Below are 16,445 nucleotides of genomic sequence, written 5' to 3'. Positions count from 1 at the left end.
AAATATTAAATTACTTCCAATTCTTTAATTAATCCATTATTCTCAAAAACCACTTTTGTCCCGAACGATTGGCATTTTGTATCAGTAGGATACCAATTACGGTTTTCGGCCGAAAGAATAAAAAGCCCAGTATCAGTTCCTAAAACAACAAACTTCTCGAGTTTGGGTTGTTTCGAAAATACCGAAAGAGTATACTTTGCAAACAATTCCTCGCTGAAAACGGAAACATCTTTAGCGACAAAACCTATTTCGCTTACCGAGACTATCGAAGCACCATCAAATGCTGCATCAGATTCATTATTTAAACAATAACGCGCTATGAATTCTACAACATTTCCATTATTATCATAGAAATAAAAAGATTTGGCGTCCCAATTATAAAAATCGGCAATTTTTTCGGGAGGAATTACATCTAATATTGCTACTTCTTTTTCCATGTAATCAAATGCCTCAAAGAGCTTATTATTAGGGATATCAAAAGCAAAATGATAAACTGCCCGGGTATTTTTTGAATATCTGAAAGTAAGTTTTGTTGAACCGGCGGCAAATGAAACACTTGATTTATTGGTCGAAAGAATAGCTAACCCCATTTTTTTATGATAAAAAGCAGTTGTTCCTTCGATATCGGCAGTTAATAATTCAAGTGCTATTATTTTCATTTTTCCTACTATGAATCACAAATTAGTATAACAATTTAGAACTTTCGCAGTAGCCATTAAGGATTGCTCCATTTTTTCAAAACAAAACTATGTTTGTGTATCTTTGGTCAAAAATCAAACACACATAAAGTTATGAAAAAAATCGTTCTATTCTTTGTCTGCTTCTGTCTATTTAGTTGTGCCGAAATGCAACAGGTTTTAAGTCAAATGCCACAAACCGGAACTACCGGAATGATTGATATTTCGGGAGGATTAAAAGAAGCCTTGAATAACGGAATCTCAAAACAAGTAAGCAAATTGACTGCTACAGATGGTTTTTATAAAAATGAAGCTGTAAAAATCCTATTACCTGAAGAATTAAGAAAGGTTGACACCGGATTGAGAAGAGTTGGACTAAGTTCCTTAGCCGATGAAGGATTAAAAGTATTGAATCGCGCTGCCGAAGATGCGGTAAAAGAAGCCACGCCTATTTTTGTTGATGCGGTAAGAAACATGTCTTTTTCCGATGCAAGAGGGATTTTGATGGGAAATGAAAGTTCAGCAACAACCTACCTGCAAAACAGCACAACCACTTCTTTATATGGAAAATTCAATCCTGTTATAAAAAGCTCTTTTTCTAAAGTTGGTACCGACAAAGTTTGGCAAAACATTATCACTAAATACAACAGTATTCCGTTAGTAAGCAAGGTAAATCCTGACCTGACTGACTATGTTACCAATCAAGCCATGAAGGGTGTTTTTAAAATGGTAGCCGTTGAAGAAAAAAACATTCGAACTAATATCAGTGCCAGAACATCGCCATTGTTACTAAAAGTTTTTGCGCTACAGGACAAAAAATAAAAAGTGTTAAGCACCTAAACAAACTGGTGAAACCGCATTTGTTTTATTAAAAAATAAGTTTAGTTTTGAATCCTTAAGAACTACAATAAAAAATTGATTTCAATACACTTTCCGGGATACAATTATAAAATCCTGACAAGTAATTGAAAACATGAAACAATTATAAAATGCAAAAAATAACAATACTCATCCATTGTGAGGATCAAAAAGGAATTATCGCTTCGGTGACCAATTATATTGCAGGAATCGAAGGAAACATCATTTATCTGGATCAGCATGTAGACGAAAATGAAAATGTATTTTTCATGCGTTTAGAATGTGAATTTAATACGCAAAACTGGGATTTAGAATTGATAAAAAGAGATTTTCAAACCAATCTGGCCGATAAATTCAATATGTCCTGGGAAATTTACACCCAGGAATACAAACCCAGAATGGCGCTTTTTATTTCTAAATATGACCACTGCCTTTATGACCTTTTAGGACGTTACAGTGCCGGAGAATTGCCTCTGGAAATTCCGCTAATTATTAGTAATCATGAAGATTTAAAAGGAGTAGCCGAACGCTTTGACATTCCTTTTCATTATGTTCCTTTTACTAAAAACATCAAAGAAGAAGGCGAAAAACAACAAATAGCCTTATTGAAAGAATACGACATCAATTTTATTGTATTGGCCCGATACATGCAAATTATCACTCCAAAACTTATTGAGTTGTATAAAAACAGAATCATCAATATCCATCACTCGTTTTTACCGGCATTTCCCGGAGCAAAACCGTATCATTCGGCTTTTGCCCGTGGAGTAAAAATTATTGGTGCTACCAGTCATTATGTAACCGAAGAGCTAGACGAAGGACCAATTATTGAACAAGACATCACCAGAGTTTCGCACAGTCACTCCATAGAAGATTTTATTGTTAAAGGTCGCGACTTAGAGCGCAGTGTATTGGCAAGAGCCGTAAAACTGCATGCCGAACGTAAAACTATGGTTTACAATAACAAAACAGTTATTTTCTCTTAAACGGCTGTTAATTTTATTAAACAAGCGTTTAAAACTTAACTTATAACCAACAAAGTAATAACAAAACCTTAACAACAATTTCCTTTGTTATGTAGCATCTTTGCAGTGTAATAAACTGGTTATTTATTATATTTGGTTTTGGTTAGTTAAACAAGTGCTAGTATTTTTTGAATACTAGCACTTCTTTATTTAAGGCCTTTCTTATTTTTATTTATTAGCAATAAAAGTAAAAGCATTTTTTTTAAACTTCTAAAAAAACAAGCTAAACTTCCTGAAACCAGCGTTTTTACTGATGTATTTCAGCTATTATTCTTTTAAATCCCAACCTATATTGATAGGCAAAATGCTAAACTTAACATAAAAAACTAGGAATTTAATGTTCTGTTAATGTAACTTTGCGAAAAATTTACTGCTATGAATGGACTTTTGAAAGAGACGAGTGAAATTGAAAAATTACAAGAAGAATTTAAAATTCTTACTGAGATAAAACAAAATAAAACAGCTTCAACTAAAAATCAAGAAGAAGAGTTAGTTTTAGAAGAATGTGAATTATAACTTTTGATGTAATTCTTTAAAATAATCGAAAGCCTTTAACAATCGGCTGCCGTACCAGGAAAACATTTCGCCATCTACTAAAATACATTTTGCGGAATTAGTAAAACATGTCATTTCTAAAGCATCTTTTTCTTTAAAAGGATAAGGCTCTGAGGACAGAAATACAAAATCCAAATCGTCATTTACATTTAGGTTCTGAAGTTCAATTTCAGGATATCTTTGTTGGTTTGCAAACGCATTTTCAAAATGATTTAATTGCAGCAATTCATTTATAAAATTACCTGAACCAGCCACCATATAAGGATTTTTCCAAATAAAATAAGCTACTTTTTTTACGGTTTTGTTTTGGATAAAATTTTTAAAATCGCTCAAGGCAAAAGCCAATTTCCTATTCCAATTTTCGGCTTCAGCCACACAATCAAAGAGATTTCCAAAATCACTTATCATCTTAAAATTATCCTCGACTGTAACAATATCAGTTACCCAAACCGTACATATTGTGTGAAGCGTTTCCACCATTTCCAAGGTGTTTTCTTCTTTATTACAAATAATGATATCGGGAGCTAAGGTTCTAATCTTATCATAATCTACCTTTTTTGTCCCACCAACAATTTGCTTTTCAGATCGCAAATCCTTTGGATGCACACAAAATTTAGTAATTCCAACAATATAGGATTCCAATCCTAAACCGACTAACAATTCGGTTTGCGAAGGCACTAAGGAAATAATGCGCTGTGGCACTTTATCAAAAGTATGCAAAGTTCCAATATCGTCGATTAATGATAATTGTTTCAACTGATTCGATTTAAAATTTGAATTAAAAAAACCATTAAAAAGTGAGACTCTTTAATGGTTCTATATATAACTTAGAAACTAATTTATTATTTAGATTGCAGTATTTCTGCCATTTCCTCCTGCATTTTCAAAGCTTCTGCTCTTGCTTTTTCGGCAAAATCAGTCTCTTTAGAAGCATAAATAATTCCTCTTGATGAATTGATTAACAATCCTACATTGTCATTCATTCCGTATTTACAAACTTCTGATAAACTTCCTCCTTGCGCACCAACACCTGGAACTAATAGGAAACTATCGGGAACAATTTTCCTGATTTCGGTAAAATACTCCGCTTTTGTAGCTCCTACCACATACATTAGATTCTCACTGTTTTTCCATGTTTTAGAAGTTTCTAAAACGCGTTTGTACAATTCTTTTCCGTCAACATCAAGAGTTTGAAAATCAAAAGCACCTTCGTTAGATGTAAGTGCTAACATAATGGTATGCTTATCTTCGAAAGCTAAAAAAGGTTCTACAGAATCTTTACCCATATATGGCGCAACGGTAATACTATCAAAGTTTAAATCTTCAAAAAATGCTTTGGCATACATTGAAGAAGTATTCCCAATATCGCCACGTTTAGCATCGGCAATGGTAAAAATTACTGGATAATTTTCGTTGATATAGTTAATTGTTTTTTGCAAAGAAATCCATCCTTTAATACCATAAGCTTCGAAAAAAGCTGTATTGGGTTTATAAGCAACAGCCAAATCGTGGGTTGCATCGATTATTGCTTTATTGAATTCAAAAATAGGATCTTCCTGTTCTAAAAAGTATTCTGGAATTTTATTTAAATCTACGTCCAATCCCACACATAAGAAGGATTTTTTTAACTTGATTTGTTCAATTAACTGCTGTGTAGTCATTTATTTTTATTTACAAAGCGCAAAGTTACAAAGCCAATTGTAATTAATATAAGAATTGTATAAGTTTCTCTGAAAATTCTATAATTGAGTGCGCATTAAAGTAAACTAACTTTAAAATTTATTACAATTAATAAAGCTATTTATTACTTTTACTAAAACCCTAAAATTGTCCACCTTGAAATTATTTTTAAAAATAGACAGTCTCTTTCTTGCTAAAAAAATTTTAGAGGAAAAATTAGATGCATTCAACATCAAATACAATCTGATTAATACGAATGAAATTCTATTTTTAGAGAATATTGATGCCGATACTTATCAAAAAATAACTTCTATTTTAAACGAATATGGATTTGAGATTATCGAAAATCAAAAAAACATCATCGTTGAAAAAATCAAAGAAACTATCATAGAAATGATTTTTAATGACGAAGTTCCTTCGGTTAAAAGTTCGGTTTATTTAGCCGAAAAACTCGATCTTAGTTATGGTTATCTTTCCAATTTGTTTTCTGAAGTAACCTATACTTCGATTGAAAATTTTATCATTATTCAAAAAATCGAATACGTAAAAAAACTCATCACCCATCATAATTTAACCTTGACCGAAATTGCTTTTAAACTCAATTATTCGAGTGTGGCGCATTTGAGTTCCCAATTTAAAAATATAACGGGGATTACACCTTCGGCATTTCAAAGAATACTAAAAAAACGCAACGAGATTGCGAATCAAAATATAAACTAAATTCAGGAAACAACTATGCAAAAAGATTTCATCTTAATTACCCTTGCGGATGATGACGAAGACGACAGAATGTTTTTTACCGATGCTTTTGAGGAATTAAAAATTAACACGGTTGTCAATACCGTAAATGATGGTGTTGCCCTGATGAATTTCCTTAACGCAGCCGAAACTGTTTTGCCCAATATTATTTTCTTAGATTTAAATATGCCTCTAAAATCGGGTATAGAATGTTTAAAAGAAATTAAAGCCGATTCTAAGTTTAAAGATATTGTAATTGCAATTTATTCCACTTCTTCTTCCGAGGAAGATATCGAAAATACCTTTGTTTTAGGAGCTAATATTTATATTAAAAAACCAAACAATTTTGGAAAACTTAAAGAAATTTTATCCGAAGTGGTGACTCTAAACTGGCAGTATATCACTTCAGGACTGAATAAAGATAATTTTTTATTACGCATGTAATTATGTTTAAATCTAAGTTATTCGATTCAATAGGATTTATAAGATCTGTCTTTCTAATTGCTTTTTTTATCTTAATTTTTTTAGCGTCTATAACCTACAGACACATTAAAGAATTAGATGAAATAAGTGATTCGATAATGAACACCTATGAAATTTCTATAGAATTAGGCCAACTTATTTCATACATAAAAGATGCCGAAACCGGACACCGGGGCTACGTTATTACAAATGATTCACTTTATTTAGAGCCTTTTATCAACGCACGAAAAAACGTAAACAACACCTTTCAGGCATTAAATACTACCATAAAATCGGATTCCACAAAACAGGAACAGCTAAAAAAAGTTTATGATTTGGTAGACAAACGTTTTTCATATTTCAAAAACAATTTCTCCAGCAAAAAAGAATTTAATGATGATTTCAGAAATGGAAAAATTATCATGGATTCCCTGAGAACTGAGGTCAATAATATGCTCAGTACCGAAAACAAATTATTGAGTTCCAAAGACAAACTCTATAAATACAATAATTCCAATACACCTTTAATTGTATTTTCAACCTTCTTAATTTCAATTTTGATTTTAGGCTTAGGCTACACGCGAATTATTAAAAACTACAACGATCTGATCAATCAAAATATCCGATTAAAAATATTTGACGAATCGAGTAAACAGGCGGAAATACTTGGAAAATACGGCAGTTGGTTATTAAATATCAAAGACAAAAGCTTTAGTTATTCTGATAATAAATTTCGTTTACTGGGATGCAAACCACAATCATTCCATCCTACTTTAGAAAATTTATTAGATAACATTCACCCTGACGACAAAGAAATTCTTACTGATGCTTTTCAGCAAATAGAAGAAAAAGAAAGCTTTCCACTGATACGTTATCGAATAATTAAAAAAGATACGCTCGAAATACGCCATTTCAGGACTACTGCTAAAGTTTTTGTCGATAAACTGGGTAATAAAAACATGATTGGTACCACTCAGGATATTACCGAAGATTACAATAAAACCCAGTTAATTGAACTAAGAAACAAAGAATTAGAACAAAACAATAAAGAATTGATGGAGTTCAATCATGTAGCCAGTCATGATTTACAGGAGCCACTTCGAAAAATTCAAACATTTATCTCCCGAATTGAAGACAAAGAAAAAGACACCTTATCTGAATCAGCAAAAGGCTATTTCGAAAAAATTCAGGAAGCTTCTAACCGAATGCGTATTTTAATTGATGATTTATTACAATATTCCAGAACAAATCGTTCTGAAAAAGCATTCGAAAATATCGATTTAAACCATGTTGCCTCAAATGCCATAAGTGAACTTTCGGAAAATATAGCCGAGAAGAAAGCAGTTATTAATTTTGAAAAATTACATCACGTTCAGGGAATCCAGTTCCAGTTGGAGCAACTCTTTATTAATATCATAAGCAATTCATTAAAGTATTCAAAAACCGATGAAACGGCAATTGTCAACATCACTTCTAAAAAAGTAAAAGCATTTAAAGTACCTAAATTAAAAGACGATTCGAAAAAAGAATATGTAAAAATTAGTTTCAAAGACAACGGATTGGGATTTGAACAGCAATATGCCGAAAAAATATTTCAACTTTTCAACAGATTACACGGCAAAAAGGAATATCCCGGAACTGGAGTTGGTCTGGCTATTTGTAAAAAAATAGTCGAAAACCATAAAGGCTACATTTTTGCAAAAGGAAAACCAAACGAAGGAGCTGAATTTGAAATTTATTTACCCGTTTAGCCAATTGCAATTATATAATATTATTAAAAAATCATATAACCAAAACAGATGTTATTTTATTTAATTTCGCATAAAACAAACCTAATGAGCACTATAAAAAGATATAAAACTATTTTATTCTTTATACTGTTTTCCATCAGTTGCTTGATTTTAACATCCTGTGAGAAAAAAAATAAAGACAAAAAAAGTATTATTAATACTAAAGTAGATGCCCAAGTCTTGATTGAAATTGCCGAATCAAATCTTAAGGTAGTTGCCATTACGCAAAAAGCAAGAGAAAGAGAAATGGAAAACAGTACCAGAACTGTTTTTCAAAAAATCGAAAGCGATCATATTGAACTTAAAAATAAAATTAAAAAAATTGCAAAAGACAACTTCATCATCATCCCCAGTACATTATATGACACTAAACCTTTAAAGCTTTTTATAAGTGAAGCCAACACCTATTTGTATCTAAAAAAAACCACTGATTTACTCCTTGCCGAATTAGAATATTACAAAAACATAGCTATAACTACTCAAAATATTGCTTTGAAAGTATTAGCTACAGAAAGCATTACAAACATTCAAAATAACATATCCGTTATTCAAAAAGAACTAAAAACGCAAGGATAAACTTTCTTTTACATACAGCTTAAAAATTAGCAAAACACCTTTCTCAAGGTGTTTTTTTTTTGTATTCATAAGCTAAAATGGAAATTGTATAAAAGTATCAAATTATCATGTAACACATTTAATATAAACATGTTGCAACTTTGCAATATAGTCTAAAACTACTCCCAAATCTATTAGTTTCAAACTCTAAATATTTAATCTAAAAAATATAATCATGGGAAATATACTCTATCTAGCGGCCATATTATTAGTAATATTTTGGGCTTTAGGATTTTTCATTTACAGCATTGGAAGCCTGATACACATCTTATTGATAATTGCAATCATTGCTGTACTCATGCGAATTATTAGTGGAAAACAACTTTAATTAATAACCTTTAAATAAATACAATCATGAAAACGAACAAAGTAGTATTAGGATTAATTGGTGGATTAGTAACAGGAGCTGCCTTAGGCATCTTATTTGCACCACAAAGTGGAAGAAAAACCAGAAGAAAAATTAAAGACAAATCAAGAGAATTCAAAGACCACATGAAAGAAGACTTTGATAAGCTGATTCAAAAAATAGATAAGAAATACGAATCGGTTTCTCATAATGCCCATGAATTTTTTCACAATGGAAAAGCAAAAATAGAAAATGAAACAACTACGAGAAATTAGCTTGTTTCATTCTAAACGGTAATCATTTTCAAAAAAAAGTAGACCCCAAAATACGATAATTATGAAAAATGCAATCAAAATTTTAGCAATACTGGCTTTAGTAATTTTAGGTACAACAAAAGCTATGGCTCAAGATATCTCTGGTGATACCTACGAACAAAAATTTAAACTGGGAATTGGTGCATCAGTTGGATATCCTTTTGAAGACCCTTATAATTTAAATGTAGGAGGTGATGTTCGTTTACAATATGATTTATCAAAAAGATATTCTCTTACCGCAACCACTGGATTTAGTAATCTTTTTGCGAAAGGAGATGATAACGATTTAGGATATATCCCTGCCAAACTAGGTTTTAAAGCTTTTGTTTTAAAAGACAAATTCTATTTGATGGGAGAAGCCGGTGCCGCTTTCCCTGTAACTAATGGTTACAACAAAACCTCTTTATTATTAAGTCCCAGTATTGGTTATGCCACAAAATATATAGATGTAAGTGTACGCTACGAATACCTGCCTGATTTCCCAACATTGAGAAATAACACTCCCGATAACGGATTAGGTCAAGTTGCTTTGAGACTTGCTTACGGATTCAAACTTTAAAACAACAAAAAAGCTTCCTCTATTCATTTGAAAAAGGAAGCTTTTTTAAATAGTATTTTAACAAAAATGAGACCCGAAAGTCTCATTTTTTTATCTCAAATAACTGAACTATTTTACCAGAATAATTTCTACTCTACGGTTTTCAGTTCTTCCTGCTACTGTTTTATTAGAAGCAATTGGCTTAGTAATACCATAACCTTCTGATGAAAGTCTGTCAGCACTAATACCTTTAGCAATCAAATAATTTTTAACTGCTGCAGCTCTGTCTTTTGATAATTGAAGATTTTTAGCCGCACTACCTGTACTATCAGTATGACCTTCTAATTTAAAATTAGCATTATTGTATTCGTTCATCACTTTTACAATTTCTTCTAATTTACTGTTTGATTCCGCTTTAATTGTAGCTTTAGAAGAATCAAATAAAACAGATTTAGAATAATCGTTTAATTTTTTAATTACTTCTTTAGTTACTTCCGGACAACCTCCATTAGCAAGAGTTCCTTTTACTTTAGGACATTTATCATCCTTATCTAAAACACCATCTCCATCAGTATCTAACCAAGGACAACCTGCGTTTTCTTTTGGACCGGCAACAGTAGGACATTTGTCTTCTTTATCTAAAACACCATCGTTATCTTTGTCTCCCCATGGACAACCTGCGTTTTCAGCTGGACCAGCAACATCCGGACATTTATCATCCTTGTCTAAAACACCATCTTTGTCTTTATCTCCCCATGGACATCCTTTATTTGCAGCAGGACCTGCAACATCTGGACATTTATCGTCTTTATCTAATATACCATCATTGTCTTTATCTCCCCATGGACATCCTTTATTTTCAACAGGACCGGCAACTTCCGGACATGCATCATCTTTATCCAAGATACCGTCTCCGTCTTGATCTTTTGCCTTTTTTTGATAAAAAGGGATTTTCATTCCTAAATGAAAATCAGCAGCTCTTGAACTTTTTGAAACAACATTTGAAATGATTGAACCAGATCCAATAAAAAACACTCCTGTTCTTAGCCCCAAACCTACTTGAGCCTGTTTACTGTAATCCATATAAGACAATGGCACATATGCGCTAAACCATTTTGATTCGTAACGAGGAGTTATACTCACACGGTTAGCAATACTGTTTTGGTTTAATTTTGTTTTGCTTACTACACCTAAATCAACATTCGTATTCAAATAGAATTTATTATGGATATTCCAGTCTACATCAGCATGTAAAGCCGTTGGTAAATATGACTTTACATCACCATTTACTACAGTATTAGGGTAATTATTTTTCAAAAATTCATCAAAGTTGTCTGCACTATCATAATTAGCTTGAGTAATTGTCTTATTCAAATTATAATTATTTCGCACACCTTTATCATATTTCACAGAACCTAAATCGGTAAGAGACAAACCAAAACGCAGTTTGTATTTATTTACTTCTTTTAAATCATTAATATCCGCTCTATCAGCAGTATATTCAGGTCTCCATTCGTAAACTAATCCTAAATCTACTCCAAAACCTTTTGATTTTGAATCAATATCTAAATCTGAATTAGCTGCAAAATCCTGACTTGAACCATAAACAACTGAACCAGTAGTAGTATATGTACTATTTTGTGGTAAAATTAGATTTTCATTGTATGCCATTGTAACTCCAGTAGCTTGCAAATGGTAATTAGCAACTCCTTGTAAATACTTTGCTGTAATACCTCCTTTTAAGAAATGCTGCCCTTTTTGGTATAAAACTGCAGCATAAGAAATACCTAACTCACCCCATGAATTACCCACTGCGTTCGCACTTCCTACTGTAGCAGAAGGAAAACTTGTAGAATTATCTTTAGTTATATCATTAATTACTTTTCCGTTTACATCAATAACATTAAGAAAAGCTCTGGCTCTTGTAAATACTGCTAAGGTATGCTTTGGAGCAATATTAAACATAAACGATGGTCCCATAGCGTCTATATTGAATACAGCATTATTGGCATTGCTAAAATTCTTTTTAGCTTCTAAATCAAAATCATATCCGCTTTTAAAAACGTCAAAAATCTTTACTCCATACAAATCATTTCCTACAGAAGAACTTATGGAGAACAAATTAATATCTGCTTTAAAACGAGAATCAGCTATAGATGCAGGATTATACAAAACACCTTGAACTCCAGCATAATTATCAGGAATATATCCTAAATAAGACTGGGCATTTGCCGAGCAAAAACTTGCAAAAGCAAACAACGAAAGAAAAACTCTCTTTTTCATAATTAATATCATTTAGTTAATAAATTGGGGGCAAAAAAAAAAGCACTTAATTTGATAACGCAAATTAAGTGCTTTTTCTTATTAATATCATTAAAAAAATTATGTTTTTCTTAACAAATAATCTTAAGTTAACCATTAGAAAACTTCGCTGGCTTCTTTTAGTTTTTCTGTATTGTTAACTAGCTGTAACTCATCTACAATCTTCTGAATATCACCATTCATGATATTTCCTAAATCATACAAAGTCAATCCAATTCTATGATCAGTTACACGACCTTGGGCATAATTATAAGTTCTGATTTTTGCCGAACGGTCTCCGGAACTTACCTGAGAAGTTCTTTTAGTAGCATCTTCAGCTTCTTTTTTAGCTAATTCCATTTCATATAAACGAGAACGCAATACATTTAAAGCCTTATCTTTATTCTTGTGTTGTGATTTCTGATCCTGACATTGCGCCACTAATCCGGTAGGAATGTGTGTCAAACGCACCGCCGATTTAGTCGTATTTACCGATTGTCCTCCAGGTCCTGACGAACAGAAAAAATCCACACGTACATCATTCATATCAATTTGAACATCAAACTCCTCAGCCTCCGGTAAAACCATAACCGTCGCAGCCGATGTATGTACACGTCCTTGCGTTTCTGTTTGAGGAACACGTTGTACACGGTGAACTCCAGCTTCAAACTTCAAAGTTCCATAAACATCCTCACCTGTTACTTCAAAAATAATCTCTTTAAATCCACCTGAAGTACCCTCGTTCATATCCACAACCGATGTTCTCCAACCACGGCTTTCACAATATTTAGTATACATTCTAAACAAATCTCCTGCAAAAATACTCGCTTCATCTCCACCAGTTCCGGCACGAACTTCCACCATAACATTTTTAGCGTCTTCAGGATCTTTAGGAATCAACATAAATTTAATTTCTTCCTCAAGAATAGGCAATCTTTCTTTAGCTTCATCCAATTGCATTTTAGCCATTTCGGTCATGTCTGCATCACTTCCGTCAGCAATAATTTCGTTTGCTTCGTCAATATTAGCCATCAAAAGAACATATTCATCTCTTTTTTCAGCCAAAGCCTTAAGATCTTTATATTCTTTATTCAACTGCACATAACGTTTTTGATCGGCAATAACATCCGGTTGGATAATTAAATCCGAAATCTCGTCAAAACGTTGTTTTACTATTTGAAGTCTGTCTAACATAGTTGTAGTCCTTATAATTGGAGTGCAAAAATACAAAAAAGATTGCACATTTAAGAATCCATATTTCAGATTTTTTCAGGAGCTATCCCGATAGCTATCGGGACCTGCTGTCGACTGATAGCTCAGCGCTAAAAATCCATTTTAATAAAAATTAATTCTCTTCCGAAATTTTATTTACCATAAAAATCATAATTCCACCTAAAAAAGCCATAATTAAAAAAGCCCATTTCATACTCAAAGCTTCCGAAATAAACCCAACCATCGGCGGAACCACTAAAAAACCAAGATATCCAATAGTAGATATCGAAGTCAATGCCGAACCGCTACTCAAACTTTTAGACCTTCCTGCTATGCTAAATACTAATGGGACAGTACAAGAAACTCCGATTCCTATCAACACAAAACCTATAATAGTTGGAATAATAAAAGGTAAAAGAAAACAAATTAAAAATCCAACGCTAATCATTACGGCACTGTAAAACAATATCTTTTTGATTCCAAAACGCATCACTACATAATCCCCTAAAAAACGCCCCAGAGTAACTGCTGTCATAAAAAAGACAAAAGCCGCAGTTGTAATCTTCTGAGAAGCATGTAATACATTCTGAAAATAAATTCCACTCCAATCGTACATAGTGTTTTCGCAAGCCATCGATACAAAACAAATAATGGCAAACTTCAACAGATTCTTATCGGGCATCGAAAAAAACTTACTTTGCTCCTTTGAAGGTTCACTCTCTATAGTTAACGGATAAAAACAACTCACCACCGCTAGCATAGCCACACCAATGCCCAGTAAATGGTAGGATGGATCAATATGCTGTGTTACCATAACATAGCCCAAACCGGCACCTGCAAATCCGGCCAAACTCCAAATAGCATGAAAAGTGGTCATAATCGATTTAGGATACAATCGTTGCACTTCTAACGCTTGCGCATTCATCGATAAGTTCAAAATATTTCGTGAACCTCCAAAAATCAAAAGAATAAGAACCAACTGCCATACATATGCCGCAAAGCCAGGTAATGCTAAAACTATATTAAACAAAATAGCTCCCAGTAACATACAATAACGACTACTAAATAAGTTCAGAATCCTCCTTGTAAATGGCATCGTCAACATTAATCCAATTGGAAAAGCAAATAAAACAGCTCCAAATTCAGCTTCCGATAAATGCAATTGTGCCTTAATAGCAGGAATTCGAGATGCCCATGAGGAATATCCAAAACCGGAAATGAAGAAAAATACGGTTGTTGCCAATCGATACCCTTTAGGCGATTGACGTAAATTATTAAAATAATCTGAAATCATTAATTTGTGTCCCTTTCAATTTGGAGTGCAAAAATAAGCCTTTTAAACGGGTATAGAATGTTAAAAATAGCTAAATAACATTCTGAAATCCTATTGGTATTTTTACTAATTTTACTCTGAATTTGATACAAAATCACTTCAATTTAATTATGCAAAAAATAGCTTCATTACTGTCACTCCTCTTGATCGCTTCGGCCTGTCAAAAAAACGCTACTGCTGAAAAAGATTTAATAAAAAAAGCCGATTGGCTTATCGGAAATTGGGAAAACAAAACCAATCTTGGCACGCTTTCTGAAAACTGGGAAAAAGTAAACGACAGTACATTTAAAGCCAAATCACTTTTTATAAAAGATAAAGACACCATTCACAACGAATCTATTATTCTACAACAAAAAGGAGAAACACTAACTTACACTACAACTATACAGGGACAAAACGATGATAAACCCATTCGTTTTCAACTGAAAGAAGACGTTGAAAACGAATTGATTTTTGAAAACCTAAAAAACGATTATCCTCAAAAAATCAGTTATAAAAAAACAGCTAATAATAGTTTAATCACTCAAATTTCAGGGACACAATTTGCTAAACCTAGTTCAGAAAAATATACTTTGGTCAAAACCAAATAAATCAAAATAAGTTCATTTTCAAAACCTTGCTTAACCAAAGCAAGGTTTTTTTGTTCTAAATATTTTATATTTACAAATCCCTAAATTATTCTAGAAACAAAAACCAACCACAAACCATGAATAAAAAAACAGGATTATCAATTTTAGCACCACTACTATTTTCTATTTTAAGTACAAACTATAATTATTCTCAAAACCCACTCAACTTTGGCAGCAAAATACTCACTGCCGATCCTTCAGCCCACGTATGGAAAGATGGAAAAATATATGTTTACACCTCGCATGACGAAGAATGTCAAACCGATTTCTTTATGAAAGACTGGCATGCTTTTTCATCCAGTGATTTAGTCAATTGGACTGACCACGGAGCCATTTTTTCTATCAAAGACCTTAGCTGGGCTGACAATTTTGCCTGGGCACCGGACTGTGCTTATAAAAATGGTAAATATTATTTTTGCTTTCCTGTTGGAACAGGTTTTAAAGATCGGGTAAATCCAAAAAACAGTACCAAATGGATGGGAATTGGAATTGCAGTCAGCGATTCTCCCATAGGTCCTTTCAAAGACGCCATTGGCAAACCCTTATGGAAAACTCCTTATGCCAATGATCCTTGTCTTTTTATAGATGACGATGGTAAAGGCTATATCTATTTTAATGGCGGTGGAGATTATTTAGTTGCCGAAATGAATGACGATTTACTCAGCGTAAAAGGCGAAATGTATAAAATGGATATGGGCGGTTATAAACCTAAAAGAGAAGGACCTTGGATTTTCAAGAGAAACGGAATTTACTATTATACGATGCCTGAAGAAAACAGAATTCTAACTTATTATACTGCCAAATCTCCTAAAGGACCTTGGAAATACCAAGGAGTTATTATGAATGAAGAAGGCGAAAGTAATAATCATCATTCTATTGTAGAATACAAAGGAAAATGGGTGTTATTTTATCACAGATGGTTAGAAAACAACTCCGAATGTGGAGAAAAACAACGTCAGGTATGTGCTGAAAACCTATTTTTTAACGAAGACGGCACAATACAAAAAATCAACCGAACCGATTTAGGGGTTGGAAACACATTTAAATAAAAATTATATTTATTCTGGCGTTCCCTCGTTGCGGAACTTTTTGGTAAAACATTCGGTTTTCTTCAGCAACGAGGTCGGGCTGTGCGCTGTATCTTTTGTTCGGGTGCGTTTATTTTAGTCCACAATGTCTTTACACTCACAAAAGGATGCCGCTTCCATCCCTAACGCAAACACAAATCCTTAGTTAAATCAAAAAAAAAAAAAAGCTTCAATCAGCATAGCCAATTGAAGCTTTTAGTACTCAGAGCGGGACTTGAACCCGCACGAACATTGCTGTTCACTGGATTTTAAGTCCAGCGTGTCTACCAATTTCACCATCCGAG

General features: G+C 32.8%; 18 protein-coding genes and 1 tRNA gene. 12 read left to right on the top strand and 7 right to left on the bottom strand.

Features of this window, described 5'->3' with window-relative positions:
- Positions 1-5 precede the first annotated feature (5 nt).
- Positions 6-659 carry a VOC family protein gene (locus EOD40_RS15750; protein WP_128197160.1) on the bottom strand — a complete coding sequence of 218 codons (654 nt, stop codon included), beginning with the start codon at positions 657-659 and terminating at the stop codon, positions 6-8.
- A gap of 132 nt (positions 660-791) precedes the next feature.
- Here EOD40_RS15750 and EOD40_RS15745 point away from each other — a divergent pair, with 132 nt between their 5' ends.
- The 3 genes from EOD40_RS15745 to EOD40_RS17995 all read left to right on the top strand — a co-directional run bounded on the left by EOD40_RS15745 (position 792) and on the right by EOD40_RS17995 (position 3,076).
- Complete coding sequence (locus EOD40_RS15745) at positions 792-1,499, top strand: DUF4197 domain-containing protein (RefSeq protein WP_128197158.1); 708 nt, start codon at positions 792-794, stop codon at positions 1,497-1,499.
- A 167-nt stretch (positions 1,500-1,666) separates the two neighbouring features.
- Positions 1,667-2,521, top strand: a complete 855-nt coding sequence (purU, locus tag EOD40_RS15740; protein ID WP_128197156.1) for a formyltetrahydrofolate deformylase — start codon at positions 1,667-1,669, stop codon at positions 2,519-2,521.
- A 414-nt stretch (positions 2,522-2,935) separates the two neighbouring features.
- Positions 2,936-3,076, top strand: a complete 141-nt coding sequence (locus EOD40_RS17995) for a hypothetical protein (RefSeq protein WP_164905495.1) — start codon at positions 2,936-2,938, stop codon at positions 3,074-3,076.
- Here EOD40_RS17995 and EOD40_RS15735 read toward each other — a convergent pair.
- Both EOD40_RS15735 and pyrF read right to left on the bottom strand, forming a co-directional pair.
- Positions 3,071-3,871, bottom strand: coding sequence for a helical backbone metal receptor (locus tag EOD40_RS15735; protein ID WP_128197154.1), 801 nt, complete (start codon positions 3,869-3,871; stop codon positions 3,071-3,073). The genes EOD40_RS17995 and EOD40_RS15735 overlap by 6 nt on opposite strands.
- An 86-nt stretch (positions 3,872-3,957) precedes the next feature.
- The gene (gene pyrF, locus EOD40_RS15730) at positions 3,958-4,776 is read right to left on the bottom strand and encodes an orotidine-5'-phosphate decarboxylase (RefSeq protein ID WP_128197153.1); all 819 of its coding nucleotides are present in this window, start codon (positions 4,774-4,776) and stop codon (positions 3,958-3,960) included.
- Positions 4,777-4,951: 175 nt separating this feature from the next.
- Between pyrF and EOD40_RS15725 the strand changes: the two genes are divergently transcribed.
- From EOD40_RS15725 to EOD40_RS15695, 7 genes are all read left to right on the top strand, one after another.
- Positions 4,952-5,515: a helix-turn-helix domain-containing protein gene (locus EOD40_RS15725; protein ID WP_128197151.1), complete on the top strand. Its 564-nt coding sequence runs from the start codon at positions 4,952-4,954 to the stop codon at positions 5,513-5,515.
- Between the two features lie 15 nt (positions 5,516-5,530).
- Positions 5,531-5,977, top strand: a complete 447-nt coding sequence (locus EOD40_RS15720) for a response regulator (protein ID WP_128197149.1) — start codon at positions 5,531-5,533, stop codon at positions 5,975-5,977.
- 137 nt (positions 5,978-6,114) lie between these two features.
- Positions 6,115-7,746 (top strand): sensor histidine kinase, encoded by a 1,632-nt coding sequence (locus EOD40_RS15715; protein ID WP_164905494.1) that lies wholly within the window; start codon positions 6,115-6,117, stop codon positions 7,744-7,746.
- Positions 7,747-7,830: 84 nt separating this feature from the next.
- Positions 7,831-8,361 (top strand): hypothetical protein, encoded by a 531-nt coding sequence (locus EOD40_RS15710; protein WP_128197145.1) that lies wholly within the window; start codon positions 7,831-7,833, stop codon positions 8,359-8,361.
- Positions 8,362-8,575: 214 nt separating this feature from the next.
- The gene (locus tag EOD40_RS15705; RefSeq protein WP_128197143.1) at positions 8,576-8,728 is read left to right on the top strand and encodes a lmo0937 family membrane protein; all 153 of its coding nucleotides are present in this window, start codon (positions 8,576-8,578) and stop codon (positions 8,726-8,728) included.
- A 26-nt stretch (positions 8,729-8,754) separates the two neighbouring features.
- Positions 8,755-9,021, top strand: coding sequence for a YtxH domain-containing protein (locus EOD40_RS15700; protein ID WP_128197142.1), 267 nt, complete (start codon positions 8,755-8,757; stop codon positions 9,019-9,021).
- Positions 9,022-9,082: 61 nt separating this feature from the next.
- A complete protein-coding gene (locus EOD40_RS15695) occupies positions 9,083-9,619 on the top strand; it encodes a hypothetical protein (RefSeq protein WP_128197140.1) in 537 nt (178 codons plus the stop codon).
- Between the two features lie 108 nt (positions 9,620-9,727).
- Here the strand turns inward: EOD40_RS15695 and EOD40_RS15690 are convergent, their stop codons facing one another.
- The 3 genes from EOD40_RS15690 to EOD40_RS15680 form a co-directional block, all read right to left on the bottom strand.
- Entirely contained in the window at positions 9,728-11,881 is a 2,154-nt protein-coding gene (locus EOD40_RS15690; protein WP_128197138.1) for a DUF5723 family protein, read from the bottom strand.
- 135 nt (positions 11,882-12,016) lie between these two features.
- Positions 12,017-13,093 carry a peptide chain release factor 1 gene (prfA, locus tag EOD40_RS15685; RefSeq protein ID WP_128197136.1) on the bottom strand — a complete coding sequence of 359 codons (1,077 nt, stop codon included), beginning with the start codon at positions 13,091-13,093 and terminating at the stop codon, positions 12,017-12,019.
- A 151-nt stretch (positions 13,094-13,244) separates the two neighbouring features.
- Entirely contained in the window at positions 13,245-14,405 is a 1,161-nt protein-coding gene (locus EOD40_RS15680) for an MFS transporter (RefSeq protein ID WP_128197134.1), read from the bottom strand.
- Positions 14,406-14,554: 149 nt separating this feature from the next.
- Between EOD40_RS15680 and EOD40_RS15675 the strand changes: the two genes are divergently transcribed.
- Complete coding sequence (locus EOD40_RS15675) at positions 14,555-15,034, top strand: DUF6265 family protein (RefSeq protein ID WP_231129643.1); 480 nt, start codon at positions 14,555-14,557, stop codon at positions 15,032-15,034.
- A gap of 116 nt (positions 15,035-15,150) precedes the next feature.
- Complete coding sequence (locus tag EOD40_RS15670; protein ID WP_128197133.1) at positions 15,151-16,122, top strand: family 43 glycosylhydrolase; 972 nt, start codon at positions 15,151-15,153, stop codon at positions 16,120-16,122.
- Between the two features lie 238 nt (positions 16,123-16,360).
- On the opposite strand, the gene EOD40_RS15665 is transcribed toward EOD40_RS15670, so the two are convergent.
- Positions 16,361-16,445 (bottom strand) — tRNA-Leu (locus tag EOD40_RS15665).

The sequence above is a fragment of the Flavobacterium sufflavum genome, from assembly GCF_004016525.1.
GTDB lineage: Bacteria > Bacteroidota > Bacteroidia > Flavobacteriales > Flavobacteriaceae > Flavobacterium > Flavobacterium sufflavum.
The sequence above is the reverse complement of the archived record's forward strand: the minus strand, read 5'-3'. Positions and strand labels throughout refer to the sequence as shown.